This is a genomic window from Vagococcus allomyrinae, assembly GCF_017829975.1.
GTDB classification, from domain to species: domain Bacteria; phylum Bacillota; class Bacilli; order Lactobacillales; family Vagococcaceae; genus Vagococcus_D; species Vagococcus_D allomyrinae.
Genome location: NZ_JAEEGA010000013.1, coordinates 130,736 through 144,595 on the forward strand (window position 1 = coordinate 130,736; position 13,860 = coordinate 144,595).

At 44.2% G+C, this 13,860-nt stretch carries 14 protein-coding genes; 12 read left to right on the forward strand and 2 right to left on the reverse strand.

The annotated features are described in order from the left end of the window. The first annotated feature begins 13 nt into the window (after positions 1 to 13). The 9 genes from I6N95_RS18475 to I6N95_RS18515 all read left to right on the forward strand — a co-directional run bounded on the left by I6N95_RS18475 (position 14) and on the right by I6N95_RS18515 (position 9,151). Complete coding sequence (locus I6N95_RS18475) at positions 14 to 1,291, forward strand: ABC transporter substrate-binding protein (protein WP_245249671.1); 1,278 nt, start codon at positions 14 to 16, stop codon at positions 1,289 to 1,291. A 15-nt stretch (positions 1,292 to 1,306) separates the two neighbouring features. Continuing rightward, positions 1,307 to 2,215 carry a carbohydrate ABC transporter permease gene (locus I6N95_RS18480; RefSeq protein WP_209530819.1) on the forward strand — a complete coding sequence of 303 codons (909 nt, stop codon included), beginning with the start codon at positions 1,307 to 1,309 and terminating at the stop codon, positions 2,213 to 2,215. A gap of 16 nt (positions 2,216 to 2,231) precedes the next feature. Next, the gene (locus I6N95_RS18485) at positions 2,232 to 3,059 is read left to right on the forward strand and encodes a carbohydrate ABC transporter permease (RefSeq protein ID WP_209530820.1); all 828 of its coding nucleotides are present in this window, start codon (positions 2,232 to 2,234) and stop codon (positions 3,057 to 3,059) included. Positions 3,060 to 3,305: 246 nt separating this feature from the next. Continuing rightward, complete coding sequence (locus I6N95_RS18490; protein WP_209530821.1) at positions 3,306 to 4,475, forward strand: Gfo/Idh/MocA family protein; 1,170 nt, start codon at positions 3,306 to 3,308, stop codon at positions 4,473 to 4,475. Positions 4,476 to 4,526: 51 nt separating this feature from the next. Further along, on the forward strand, positions 4,527 to 5,000 hold the full coding sequence (locus tag I6N95_RS18495; protein ID WP_209530822.1) for a hypothetical protein: 474 nt from the start codon (positions 4,527 to 4,529) through the stop codon (positions 4,998 to 5,000). Continuing rightward, positions 4,997 to 5,965 (forward strand): Gfo/Idh/MocA family protein, encoded by a 969-nt coding sequence (locus I6N95_RS18500; protein WP_209530823.1) that lies wholly within the window; start codon positions 4,997 to 4,999, stop codon positions 5,963 to 5,965. The genes I6N95_RS18495 and I6N95_RS18500 overlap by 4 nt, the downstream gene beginning before the upstream one ends. A gap of 2 nt (positions 5,966 to 5,967) precedes the next feature. Further along, complete coding sequence (locus I6N95_RS18505; protein WP_209530824.1) at positions 5,968 to 6,831, forward strand: sugar phosphate isomerase/epimerase family protein; 864 nt, start codon at positions 5,968 to 5,970, stop codon at positions 6,829 to 6,831. A 108-nt stretch (positions 6,832 to 6,939) separates the two neighbouring features. Further along, positions 6,940 to 8,127 (forward strand): glycine C-acetyltransferase, encoded by a 1,188-nt coding sequence (locus I6N95_RS18510; protein ID WP_209530825.1) that lies wholly within the window; start codon positions 6,940 to 6,942, stop codon positions 8,125 to 8,127. Between the two features lie 46 nt (positions 8,128 to 8,173). Beyond that, on the forward strand, positions 8,174 to 9,151 hold the full coding sequence (locus I6N95_RS18515; RefSeq protein WP_209530826.1) for an L-threonine 3-dehydrogenase: 978 nt from the start codon (positions 8,174 to 8,176) through the stop codon (positions 9,149 to 9,151). A gap of 37 nt (positions 9,152 to 9,188) precedes the next feature. Here the strand turns inward: I6N95_RS18515 and rsgA are convergent, their stop codons facing one another. Next, the gene (gene rsgA / locus I6N95_RS18520) at positions 9,189 to 10,184 is read right to left on the reverse strand and encodes a ribosome small subunit-dependent GTPase A (RefSeq protein WP_209530827.1); all 996 of its coding nucleotides are present in this window, start codon (positions 10,182 to 10,184) and stop codon (positions 9,189 to 9,191) included. A gap of 228 nt (positions 10,185 to 10,412) precedes the next feature. After that, positions 10,413 to 10,751 carry a winged helix-turn-helix transcriptional regulator gene (locus tag I6N95_RS18525; RefSeq protein WP_209530828.1) on the reverse strand — a complete coding sequence of 113 codons (339 nt, stop codon included), beginning with the start codon at positions 10,749 to 10,751 and terminating at the stop codon, positions 10,413 to 10,415. Between the two features lie 128 nt (positions 10,752 to 10,879). On the opposite strand from I6N95_RS18525, the gene I6N95_RS18530 reads away from it, so the two are divergent. The 3 genes from I6N95_RS18530 to I6N95_RS18540 all read left to right on the forward strand — a co-directional run bounded on the left by I6N95_RS18530 (position 10,880) and on the right by I6N95_RS18540 (position 13,847). Further along, entirely contained in the window at positions 10,880 to 11,605 is a 726-nt protein-coding gene (locus I6N95_RS18530) for an SDR family oxidoreductase (RefSeq protein WP_209530829.1), read from the forward strand. Between the two features lie 919 nt (positions 11,606 to 12,524). Then, positions 12,525 to 13,172 carry an HD domain-containing protein gene (locus tag I6N95_RS18535; RefSeq protein WP_209530830.1) on the forward strand — a complete coding sequence of 216 codons (648 nt, stop codon included), beginning with the start codon at positions 12,525 to 12,527 and terminating at the stop codon, positions 13,170 to 13,172. Between the two features lie 27 nt (positions 13,173 to 13,199). Further along, complete coding sequence (locus I6N95_RS18540) at positions 13,200 to 13,847, forward strand: pentapeptide repeat-containing protein (protein ID WP_245249673.1); 648 nt, start codon at positions 13,200 to 13,202, stop codon at positions 13,845 to 13,847. Positions 13,848 to 13,860 lie beyond the last annotated feature (13 nt).

A 13,860-nucleotide genomic window follows, 5' to 3' on the forward strand; every position in this document is an offset into this window, starting at 1 on the left:
GGAGGCAGTAAGTATGGAAAAGGACACAGTGAAGGGATTTAGAAAAATGCGAGGTAAATTAGTTTTATTGGGAATGTTGAGCGTGGCAGCACTGGCAGTAGTGGGGTGTGGCAAGCAAGAAGCAGGTGGTGAAAAGGGTGGTAAGACCGAAATTTCTTACGGTTTGTGGGATAAGTCGCAAGCGCCAGTTTTTGAAGAGGTGGCCAAAGATTTTGAAAAAGAAAATCCTGATATCAAGATCAAAGTGGAAATCACCCCTTGGGCTCAATACTGGACAAAATTAGAAACAGCGATTACTGGAAAAAATGCTCCAGACGTTTTTTGGTTAAACATTCCCAAGTCAACAGATTATATTGAAGCAGGCGTTGTTGCACCTCTCGATGAATTTGAGTTGGACGTGACCAACTTCCCAGAACAATACTTAGAATCCTATACAAATGATGGCAAATTATATGGTGTTCCTAAGGATTTTGATACCAATGGTTTATGGTATAACAAAAAAATCTTCGATGACGCTGGTGTCGCTTATCCTGATGATACATGGACCTGGGAAACGTGGCAGTCAGTTGCGAAGAAATTGACAGATGTCGATAAAGGGATTTATGGAATGGCCACACCTGTTACTTGGCAGGGCGGCTACTATGAAACGATTTATCAAAATGAAGGCCAACCTTTTACAGATGATGGCAAAAAATCGGCCTTTGATCAACCGGCGACAATTGAAGGGGTCGAGTTTTGGCATAAGTTCCAAGAAGAAGGCTCGGCTGTTCCACTTGAAATGATGGCCAACAGTAGTCAATCGGAGTTATTGCAGTCAGGTAAGGCGGCCATGGCAATTGACGGTTCTTATATGACACCAGTCTTCTTTGGGGAAGACTACGGCAAAGAAAACTTAGATGTGGCTCCATTGCCAAAAGGAAAAGTCAGAGCCACAACGTCTAATGCCTTGGCCAATGTAATGTCGGCCCACACTAAAAATAAAGAAGCGGCTGCGAAGTGGATCGCCTATTTATCAACAGAAGAAGTCAACAAAAGAGTAGCTGAAACAGGGGTGGTGATCCCAGCGTATGACGGTTCTCAAGAAGCCTGGGTTAACGCGTACCCAGACAAGAACATCCAAGTGTTTGTGGATGCCGTTGAGTATGCAGTGCCTCTGCCAAATAATAAAAATGGCATGGCGGCCATCGCCATTGAAACGGAGATTTTTAATGAAGCGTGGTTGGGGAATATGACAGTCAAAGAAGCTGCCGCCAAGTATGTGGAGCAGGCAAATGCCTTATTAGCGAAATAGTAAAGGGTGACTAGGATGAAAAAAGGAGCCATCACGATTTTTGGCAAAAAATATGACAAAGAAGGACTTTTCACCGCAATTCTCTTTGCCTCGCCTTTATTGTTGGGGATATTGATTTTCTATTTAATACCAATGGTTCAAAATGCGTTTTATTCGTTTACTCAATGGGGGCAATTCGGTGGTTATACTTTCACCGGATTGGCCAACTATCAAAAGTTACTGACAGATCCAACAGTGCTATCGGCGTTGAAAAATACGATTACTTACGCCGTTTTCACCGTGCCATTAGGGGTGGCTATCTCAATTGTCATCGCCGTCTTACTGAACAATAAGATTAAAGGAATCAGTTTTTACCGAGTGATTTATTTTTTGCCGGCCGTGACGATGACCTCAGCCGTGGCGATGATTTGGAAATGGATGTTTAACTCTGAGTATGGCATTATCAATCAACTGCTATCGATGATTGGGATTGCCGGGCCCAACTGGCTGACGGACAGTCGTTGGGCGATGATCGCTTTGGTGATGGTCGGCGTTTGGAGTTCGTTAGGAACCTCCATCGTGTTATATTTAGCCGGGCTACAAGGGGTGTCCAGCAGTTTCTATGAAGCCGCTGATATGGACGGGGCAGGACCTATTCGCAAGTTTTTCTCAATCACCCTGCCCTTGTTAACGCCGACTGTTTTCTTTAATTTGATCACCTCGCTGATCTCTGCACTGCAAGTATATGATTTGATTTTCTTAATGTACTCCGAAACAAACCCAGCATTAAAGAGTGTTCAATCATTGTCGTACTTATTTTACCGCAATGCCTTTGTCTATAATGATAAAGGCTATGCTGCAGCAATTTCAGTGGTTCTACTATTGATTACACTATTGATCACCGTGATTAATTTCCGTTTCCAGAAAAAATGGGTTCATTATTAACGATTGGAGAAAAAACATGAAAGAAGCTAAAGGTAGTAAAAAGATCGGGGTACATATCCTGTTAATTTTAGGCTCAGTGATGATGGTGTTTCCTTTCTTGTGGATGGTCTTAACGGCCTTAAAAACCAATGGTGAGGCGATTGCCATACCGCCAACGTTTTTCCCAGAGGTGCCTCAATGGCAAAATTTTTCTAATATTTTTACGGAATTAAACTTTGGTCGCTTTTATTTTAACACCTTCATTTCAACGGCGGTTATTACAATCGGCCAAGTGTTCTTTTGTGCGATGGCAGCTTATGCCTTTGCCCGCTTGGAATTTCCCTTTAAGAACGGGTTATTCATTCTGCTATTATCGGTTTTAATGGTACCGGGGCAAGTATTTTTAATACCGCAATATTTGATTGTTCAAAAGCTAGGACTGTTGGATTCAATTCCAGCGTTATTTCTACCAGGGCTGTTTTCGGCCTTTGGCACCTTTTTATTGCGGCAGTTTTTCATGAGTATTCCCAAAGAAATTGAAGAGGCGGCGATTATTGATGGGTGTTCGCGCATAAAGATCTTTTTTACCATCATCTTGCCTCTATCAAAATCGGCGTTAATTTCCCTGTCAATCTTTTCCTTGTTGTATGGTTGGAACTCGTTGTTGTGGCCTTTAATTGTCAATACCTCTCCTGAGAAGATGACTTTATCGGCAGGGTTAGCTTCCCTAAGCGGGCAACATGCGACCGCTTATCCGATGTTGATGGCAGGGACTTTTTTAGCCATTGTGCCATTGATTATTGTGTTTTTGATTTTCCAAAAACAATTCATTGAAGGCATTGCCTTAAGTGGTTCCAAGAGTTAAGTGAGATGTCGATTAGCATCTAGAGGAAGTTATATTCTTTCATATATCCTAAGAAAAGGGAGAGGAAGCCCTCTCTCTTTTTTTCTAACGATAAGAGATAGCTTTTCTGATTCCCAGATTTCTAATAGAGGACTTAGTATGTATAGAAAAAGTTTTTTTAAGGGATATAGGGTGTTCAAGAAGCTTCTTGACTGAGATAATCATGGGGAGAATAGCAACTCATCCAAAGATGAAAGGATGGAAAAAATGACAATAAAATTTGGCATCATTGGCTTAGGCAATCGTGGCAGTAAATTTGCTTTGCACACGCTTATCCCTCACGGTGACATCGAGGTCGTGATGGTAAACGACGCCAGAGGCAATCATTTTGAGTTGTTTGCAGAGAAAGGGATTGCGACGACGACGGACTATCGTGTATTGCTTGAAAATCCTGAGGTAGAAGCGGTCTTTATCGCAACACCAGACGACACTCATGGTGAAATTGTCTTAGAGGCGATTAAGCATCAGAAACACATTATTTGTGAAAAACCACTGGAAATCAGTGAAGAAAAAGTCCGAGAATTGGAAGTTGCCTTGAAGGACTACCCTAAAGTCTTTTTAGTGGGCTACGTCTTGCGCTATGCGCCCCTTTATGCCAAAGCAAAAGAGTTGATTGCCAGTGGGATTATCGGCGAGATCTTCTTAGCCAATGGCATTGATCATATCGATTACGGTGGCTATGCCTTCTTCCACGATTGGCACCGAACCCAAGCAAAGGCCCATAGCTTACTGTTGCAGAAATCAACCCATAGTTTGGATATTCTCAACTGGTTGATTGATGCCGAACCGACACAAGTTGCTGGCCTAGGTGGGTTAGAAGTCTTTGGCGAACCTGGTGCTGTTCGTAAATTTGGCGGGCCGTTAATGGAACCTTTAAATTGTCGGAGTTGTCCGCTTCAGTACGAGTGTGAAGAAAGTTTATTAAACGTTAAACTCCACAAAGGTAAGGATTGGCAAGCGGATTGGCCGGATAATTGCGTGTTTGAGAGTGAAATTGACGTCCAAGATCATCAAGCCTTACTGGTTAACTATCGCAATAAAGTCAAATTAACCTATTCGATTTGTCATTTTAGCGCCTATTATCGTCGTGAGTTTCAATTTTTTGGCACGAAGGGGGAATTGTATTTTGACGATGAACGCAATAAAATCATCGTTGACGACCGCCTTAAAGCTGAGAAATTAGAGTACACGATTATCGACAATGGTGGCCATGGTGGTGGTGATGAAGAGATGATCTTAGAGTTTATTCGTTGTGTCAAAGAAGGGTGTCAGCCGCGCTCAAATTTGACTAGTAGTGCCAGTGTCACACGCTTGGTCTTAGGGGCTCAAAAAGCGATTGACGACAATCGAATTGTGGCGATTGAATCAGGCCGCTAGTGCTTGAGGCTGGCGCCAGAATCAAAAAAAGATAGAAAATGAGGAGAGACTATGAAATTAGAAGATCAAGCAAGCCTGGCGCAAGTCAAGCAAGGGAACCTTGGCAAGGTGACGTTTTTAAGATACTCCTTAACGCTGCCTCAGGAGTATCAAGAGCAACAAGACGCTCTTTTAAGCGAAGTCATCGACTGGATTAAAGGGGCTGGCGTAACGAACTTGCATTCAGCGTCCGCTAGTTACGCCAAAGGCAAAAAGGTGTTGGTCATTACGCTGTCCTTTGCCGAGAACGTCTTGGCAAACCTTTTGCTTAATTTAGAAAGTGTCAAAACGGGTTTTGTTAAAAAGAGTGAAATCGCTGGAACCAAGGGACTTTACAGCTTTAATTCCGAAAGTGAAACAGCCTTTACCTCGGATTGTATTCAGCCACCAGCTTATCAAGTGGTGCCATTAAATGGTGCTAATCGCGAGTGGTTAAACGTGATTAATACTAGTTTAGCGACAGGTGAAGTGGAGGTGCTCTCATGAAAGTTGGGATTGTCGGATGTGCGCATATGCACGTTGAAAGTTATATTCGTTGTCTCAAGGAATTAGGGGTCCCTTTGACCGGTGTTTACGATCACCATTTAGAAGCCGGTCAAGACTGTGCCAAACGTCATGATTTGCCTTTTGTGGTCAGTTTAGAGCAATTATTAGCGGGCTGTGACACGGTCGTCATTTGTTCGGAAAATAAGTATCACAAAGAGCAGGCTGTGGCGGCTGCTAATCATGGCTGTCATGTGATTGTGGAGAAACCAATGGCCTTGACCGTGGCAGAAGCCGATGAGATGATCACCGCGGCTGAGGCCAATCAAGTGACCTTATTGGTCTGTCATCCAGTGCGGTTTGCGCCGACGATGCAAGAGCTAAAAGTCGCCGTTGAAGAGGGGCAATTAGGCGAAATTTATGCCATCAATGCGAGTAATCATGGGAAGATCCCAGGTGGTTGGTTTGTGGAAAAAGAGTTATCCGGCGGTGGCGCGATTGTCGACCACACCATCCATATTGCTGATTTGGTTCATTGGTTATTTAACTTAGAGATCGAGAGTGTCTCAGCTAATGGGGTGACGGCTGTCAGTGATATTCCCACAGAGGATAGTGGCTTGTTACATGTTCGCTTTAAAACAGGGGAAGTTTTGAGTTTAGATACGTCATGGAATCGACCGGAACATTATCCAGTTTGGGGCGATGCCGTCTTGGAAATCATTTCTGAAAAGGGGCGGACGGTCGTTGACGGATTTGGGCGCAAGGCAGAACTCTTCCAAAGTGGGGATAACGCCAATCAGTGGGTCTATTATGAAACAGATATGGACATGGCCATGTTTAAAGTCTTTAAACAGGTTATTGAAGAGGATTTACCGTCACCAGTTGATGGCAAGGCTGGTCGCTTTACAATCGAAATGTTTCAACTGGCGTATGAAGCCATCAACCAACAAAAAAGAATCGAGGTTTAACGATGAAAATAGGGATTAACAGTTGGACATTGCCAACAAATTTAACGATAGAAGAAACCTTCAAAGTGGCTAAGGAAGCAGGTTTCGAAACAATCGAACTAAACATGGCGGAAGACGTCAAACACGAGACGATCGTCTCAGAATTAGGCTTGGAAGACAGTCCCCATGTCACCTTGAAGATGAAGGCAGACGAACTACAAGCAATCAAACAGCTGGCAGATCAGTACGAGCTGCCAATTTCAAGTGTGGCGACAGCCCTTCACTGGAAGTATCCCTTAAATTCTCCTGATCCAACGATCCGTGAGCAAGGAAAAGAAGTCGCGCGCCGCATGATCGATGCCTGCCAAATTTTCGGTGGGGATACGGTTTTAATTGTTCCCGGAATTGTCACAGCTGACAATGATTATGAGACCTGTTACCGCTTGGCTCAGGAAGGCCTTCGCGAACTAGCCCCTTATGCTGAAGCAAAGGGGATCGTCATCGGGGTTGAAAACGTCTGGAATAAGTTTTTATACAGCCCTTTAGAGATGCGTCAGTTCATAGATGAGATAAATCATCCTTTTATTAAAATTTACTTTGACGCTGGCAATGTCTTACAATTTGGGTTTCCCCATCAATGGGTCAGCATTTTAGGTGAGCGAATTGCAAAGGTTCATGTCAAAGATTTTAACACAACTGTAGGAAACATCACAGGTTTCACGAATTTATTGGCCGGTGATCTGGACTGGCCACGCTTGATGTCGGCCTTGAAAGAAAGTGGTTATGATGGCCCAATTACAGCTGAGTTAAGCCCTTACAAAGAAGCTCCATTACAATTAGCTAAGGATACGATGAAAGCGATTGATATTATTATCAATTTGGCTTAAATCCCTTTATAATAGAGGGAGTAGACTTGGCCAGCACGAGAGATGATGACGTCAGAGACTCATCATCTCCCTGGCCCAAGAATGTCATAAAAGGTGGAGGGATTGTCAATGAGTAAAGAACTGGATCAGTATTTAGCTGATAATTTGGCGGATCTTAAGAGCAGAGGACTTTACAATGAAATAGAACCATTAGCAAGTGCCAATGGTCCGATCATCACAATCGGACAACGGCAATTAATTAATTTGTCTGCCAATAACTATTTAGGCTTAGCGACGGACAGTCGGGTTGTGGCGGCTGCTAAGGCTGGTTTGGAAAAATGGGGAGCTGGAGCTGGAGCGGTTCGAACGATAAATGGGACCTTGCAGGTCCATTTAGACTTAGAACAAGAACTGGCTCACTTTAAGGGGACCGAAGCGGCGATTGCCTATCAGTCTGGTTTTAATTGTAATATGGCAGCGATTTCAGCTGTTATGGGAAAAAATGACGTGATTTTGTCAGATGAACTGAACCATGCCTCAATCATCGATGGCTGTCGTCTTTCAGGGGCTAAAATCATTCGGGTGAATCACTCGGACATGGCGGATTTTAGAGCCAAGGCTCAGGAAGTAAGGTCATCTGGTCGTTATGAGAAGGCGATGTTTATTACAGACGGAGTTTTCTCCATGGATGGGGATATTTGTAAATTACCAGAGATAGTTGCCATTGCCAAAGAGTTTGATTTAATGGTCTATGTGGATGATGCCCATGGTTCAGGTGTTTTAGGTCATGGCCATGGCACGGTTAAGCATTTTGGTTTGGAAAAAGAAGTCGAATTTCAAATTGGCACGTTGTCGAAAGCGATCGGCGTCGTCGGCGGTTACGTGGCTGGGACTCAAGCGTTAATCGACTGGTTGAAAGTGCGTTCGCGGCCCTTTTTATTTTCCACGTCAATGACGCCAGCAGATGCTGCTGCCGCGATCCAATCCTTGCAGATTTTGGATCAGGACACCCGCTTAAATGATGCGTTATGGGAGAATGCCAATTACTTTAAGACTCAATTAAACCAGCTGGGCTTCGATACAGGGATAACAGAAACACCCATTACGCCAGTGATGATTGGCGATGAACAAAAAGCTCAGGAATTTAGTAAACGTCTTTATGAGGAAGGCATTTACGTTAAATCGATTGTCTTTCCAACGGTTCCCTTAGGCACTGCTCGTGTGCGCAACATGCCAACGGCTGGTCATACGAAAGAGATGTTGGATCAGGCCGTGGCAGTCTATGAAAGAGTGGGTCGGGAATTTGATTTAATCTAAGGGATCGCTTTAATAAAGGCAACAAGTGAAGAGAGGAGCCTAAGAAATGAAAAAAATATTGATTACAGGTGCCTTAGGACAAATTGGATCAGAATTAACCCGGGCACTGCGAGGAAAGTATGGCGTAGAAAACGTGATCGCCACGAGTAATGTGGCAGATGACTCTTCAACCATTCCCAATGAGGGGCCCTTTGAGCTGTTGGATGTGTTGGATTACCAGCATTTTCTGGCGATTGCTCAAAAATATCAAGTCGATACCTTGGTCCATTTGGCGGCACTGCTATCTGCCGTGGCAGAAGCCAAACCGCAGCTCGCTTGGAAGGTCAACATGGAAGGAACACTTAACGCCTTAGAGGTGGCTCGTGAAATGGGGCTACTCTTTTTCACTCCTAGCTCAATCGGCGCTTTTGGACCTAGCACGCCGAAAGATTTAACCCCTCAAGTGACGATCCAGCGGCCGACGACGATGTATGGTGTCAATAAAGTAGCAGGCGAACTGTTATGCGATTATTACCATGAGCGATTCGGTGTCGATACTCGGGGAGTTCGTTTTCCTGGCTTGATTTCTTACTTAACCCCGCCTGGAGGAGGAACAACCGACTATGCCATTGAAATTTGTTACGAAGCAGTCAACCAAGGCCGGTACGAATGTCCCCTTTCAGCTGACACTCGATTGGACATGATGTACATGCCAGATGCTATTCAGGCGATCATTGATTTGTTAGAGGCTGATGGTGCTAAACTGATTCACCGTAATGCCTTTAATATCAGTTCCATGAGTTTTACACCAGCGGAAATAGCGGCAGAAATTAAAGATATTTATCCGCAGTTTGAGATGACCTACAAGGTGAATCCACTGTTGCAGAAAATTGCCGACAGCTGGCCTAACAGCTTGGATCCGACGTGTGCCAAAGAAGAGTGGGGCTTTGACTATGAGTATGACTTAAGAGGGATGTTGACAGACATGTTCGCCCATATCCCCCATGAAGAAGCTCAAGTGGCAAAATCTAAGGTATTGATTTAAAAAACCACCACCAGCCGAAATCAGCTGGTGGTGGTTTTTAAGGGCGCTTTTGTTTTTTTTGTTTGTCGCGTTGACGCTTGTCTAAATAGGCCAACTCTCGCTGAAGTTTTTGATAGTCTTTAAATCGAAGGCTGCTTAAGGTGCCTTCAGCAATGGCCTGATTGATGGCACAGCCTGGTTCATTGCTGTGACGACAATCGTTAAAGCGACACTCTCTAGCTAAGTCAGCGATGTCTTCAAAGGTCTGATCCAAGTGTTCATCGGTAGACCATAAACCAAATTCTCTCATACCTGGTGTGTCGATGAGCCAAGCCTCTTGAACGGCTAATAAGTTGCGAGAGGTCGTCGTGTGACGCCCTCGATCATCGTCTAGGCGAATCTCTCCGGTTAATTGAAGCGTCGTACCTGCCAGTTGGTTAATTAATGTCGATTTGCCAATTCCCGAGGAACCGACCAAAGCAATGGTGCGGTAGTTGGTCAGTCGCTGGCGCAATGAGTCTAGACCAAGACCAGTTTTTGCGCTGCAAGTTAAGACGTCAATTCCCGGGTGCTCATGTTGAATGGCTTTAACCGTTTCTGCTGAATCTGGCATCAAGTCTGCTTTAGTTAAAACGATGACCGGCAAGGCTCCACTGTCCCAAGCATTGAGAATATAGCGATTTAAACGCGGTAAATTGAGGTCGTGATTTAAACTCATAATCAACCAAATTTCATCCAAATTAGCCGCAATCACCTGTCGTTGATCTTGGTTTCCGGCAACGTTGCGGACAAAGCTAGAGCGTCTGGGAATAATCTGCTGAATCACTTGCCGCTGAGGATCGGTAATCACCCAGTCACCAACAGCAGGTAAATCGTACTTTTCGCTAATTGCATGGGAAAGTTTCCCCGTTAATTTTAAGTGACACGGGCCTGCTGGTGTCAACCCTTGATAAGTATTTTGGCCAGTGGTGATAATTCTGGCTAGGCATTGTTTTTTTTCGTCGCTTAAAGGCTCGTGGCCTTCTTGCCAACCTAAATGTAATAATGTATTCAATCAGTTCTCCTTTTCTTGGAGAAGATGGCTTAGATGTCCTGCTCCTCCGTGTGTTTGTTGTGACGAGCTGTCATGGTAGTTTCCATTGTTTTTTTCATATCCATCATCCTTTCGGTTCTTGATTGAATCAAGTTGTTAGGGCCATTAGATCCCAGCTTTAAGCTGTGGGAACTTATGGCAGCTACAGGCAAATTATCTCAGACTCTCCTTTATTATGCAAGGGCTTTTTTAGACGTCATCGCAGAGGACTTCCTTGAGTTCTTCTGCCGGCACATGGGCCAAGCCCCATTGACAAATAATGTCAAGCACGGGAATAATCGAATGGCCCTTCGTTGTGAGCTGGTATTCGACCCGTGGTGGGACTTCCGGGAAAACCTTTCGTTGAATCAAGCCATCTTGCTCCAATTCTCGCAGTTGATTGGTTAAGATTTTATTGGAAATAGCGGGGAGACTGCGGGACAATTGATTGAAGCGGGCAATCTGATTGTCCGCAATTTCATAGAGTAGGTAAATTTTCCACTTGCCTTGAATCAGCTGCATGGTGGCGTCAAATTCGTTTAGATACATGGTTTATGCTCCTTTATGGTTACCCTCAGGTTACTGGGTAACCTGAAAGTGCGTACTAGTATTTATGTATATTCAATGTATACTAATTCCATGAATACGTCTACTCGTAGATCAAGGGAGGAAATACAATGTCACAAGAATTAATCGTGATTACAGGTGCTAGCAGTGGATTTGGCAAAGAGATGGCCCACTTATTTAGCGCGAAAGGGCATCCGCTGCTGTTGATTGGCCGTCGTCAAGAAAAGATGACAGAGTTTCATTTACCGAAGACACTGGTGAAGCAAGTGGATGTTAGTGATCGACAAGGCTTTGCCGAGGCCATTCAAGAGGCGGAAAAGCTCTATGGACCTGTCGACTTATTGGTCAATAACGCTGGTCAGATGTTGCTGGGAGACGTTGCTAATCAAGATCCAGAAGAGTGGTCCCGCATGTTGGATACGAACGTCTTAGGAACGCTTAATGGCATCAGCTGTGTCTTGGCAGGGATGAAGGAGCGTCAGCGAGGCACGATTGTGAATGTGTCGTCGATTGCCGGGTTTAAAGCCTTTGGCAACCATGCGGCCTATTGCGCAACGAAATACGGTGTTCACGGTTTGACCGAAACCGTTCGGTTGGAAGGGGCTGAGTCGAATGTCAGAGTTCTGTTGATTTCGCCAGGCGCTGCTGAGACGGAATTATTAAACCACACTACCAATCAAGAGATGAAAGATGGCTACCATGACTGGAAAGAAACGATGGGCGGAGTGGCGCTAGACCCACTAAAGGTGGCTGAAAGTGTGGCTTTTATGTATGAGATGCCTCAAAGCGTCTCAATTCGTGAGCTGGTCATTGCGGCGACGAAACAGGATAATTAGGCATAAGCGGAAAGGCTGGGAAACCAGTCTTTTTGTGTATCCGGTGCAGGTCGCGCCAAGCAATTGGTAAGTGATTTGTTGCGATGTTATTTAATGGTTGGCGAAAAAAGTGGTCATGTCGGGTTAAACCTGACATGAAAAAATCCGATTTTGTCTTTTAAAATAAGTAAATAGACTGACTGTATCAGTGTTATCGTGATGGTGATGAGGTTTAAACTGTTATTTTAGCTGATCCTGTTAAACCCGGCATCAATGGAAATGGAAAAACTGATTTTGTTATGGATAAGGACTTCTATCGCGAGCGTCTTGTCTATAAGTGACCAAAGAGCGACTATTTATCAAGTTGTTATGTAATAATTGGCGAAAAAAGTGGTCATGTCGGGTTAAACCTGACATAAAAAAATCCGATTTTGTCTTTTAAAATAAGTGAATAGACTGTCTGTATCAGTGTTATCGCGGTAGTGGTGAAGTTTAAACTGTTATTTTAGCTAATCCTGTTAAACCCGACATTCCCTCGAGATAAATGAAGGGGAAAGTTATTTATCCTGTTTGCCAATGGTGAACGTCCTTTTCAGGTCCAACTAAAAACTGACTAATGACATACTTACTATGATTTATAGCATAATCATCCGTGATTGTCGAAGTTATAATAGTCTTAATAACTAGTTAATTTTCCAGAAAGGGAGTGAACCTTCCAGAGGCTCCTCCGAGATCACAGACGACTTCAACTACCTAAAGAAACCAACGGTTAGCTTCAATGAAAGTTAGTGGCAAAACGGGAAAGTTAAGCTGTTCTGGAGAAAATGGCTGTTAACACCATAATTAGCGTTAAAAGTCTATTAATTTTCTGAAGGAAAGAGTAACATAGGAAGTAATTAGATCTCTCCCTATGTTGGTGGATCAATCAGGAGGTTAACAGATGGAAGAAACACAACAATTAAAGCAAATTGCGGCCTATGCCCAAGAAGTACTGGAAAAAGATGCCTCAGGTCATAGTATGGATCATATTGAACGGGTAGTTAAAATGGCTCGACGTTTGGCAGCAAGTGAGGCCTGCGATCATTTTTTGGTAGTGGCTAGTGCTTATTTACACGATGTGATCGATGATAAGCTAGTGTCAGATGTGGCGGTAGCTCGTCTTGAACTACAGGCGTTTCTGTTGTCAATTGGCGTCGACTCAGGTCAAGTTCAAACGATTTTTTATATCATCGATCATGTGTCATTTAGCGCCAGTATCGGCAAAGAACCAGAAGAACTGACGATTGAAGCGCAAATTGTTCAAGATGCAGATCGTCTGGATGCAGTAGGCGCCATGGGGATCGGGCGCACCTTTTATTACGGCGGTCATACGGGGCATAGGATTTACGATCCAGCGATACCGCCTCGTCAGTTAAAAAATAAAGCAGAGTATCGAGTTAATGAAACAGTTATCAATCATTTTTATGAAAAATTATTGTTATTACCTGATAAGATGCATACCCCATTAGCTCGCCAAATTGGCCAGGAACGTCAACAAGTGATGGAAGTATTTTTAGCTGCTTTTATGAAGGAGTGGCAAGGCGAATAGTCAAGTTGAGAGAGGAGAGACAGACAGATGACCGAAGCTCTGATGGCAGGCGTCTTTAGTGGTTTGGATTGGTCCCATCAAGATCTGCGTGGGCGAGATTTTAAAGATGCGACCTTTAAACAGATGGATTTTAGCGGAGCGGACTTTAGTGGGGCCGACTTGACGAACGTGTTGTGTCGTGACTGTCAGTTTGTTGGCGCCGATCTAAGTAATTGCCAGTTAGTTGGGGCCGATTTACGCGGGTGTAATTTAAGGGACAGCCGCTTGTTCGGCGCTAACTTATATCGCGCAATTTTAGAAGAGGCAGAGTTGTCAGGGATTCAAGCGGATCAAGGGACGCAGTTTTTCCATCTTCACTGCCCGGAAAAGGGGGCCTTTGTGGCCTATAAGAAGTGTTTTGACGATCGCGTGGTGCAATTGCTGATTCCAGCCGAGGCCCGGCGAACCTCGGCAACGGATAGCAGTTGTCGCTGCGAGTACGCTAAAGTTTTGACCATTAAAAGCATTGATTTTAGTCAAGAGTATCGCGATGCTGTGTCTTACGCCGACCAAACCTTTATCTATACGGTGGGAGAACTGGCGGTTGCGGAGAATTTTAATCCGGATCGCTGGGCAGATTCAACTGGCGGGATTCATTTCTTTATGACTCGAGCAGAAGCGATTGCCTATTTGTAAAAATGTGGAGGGA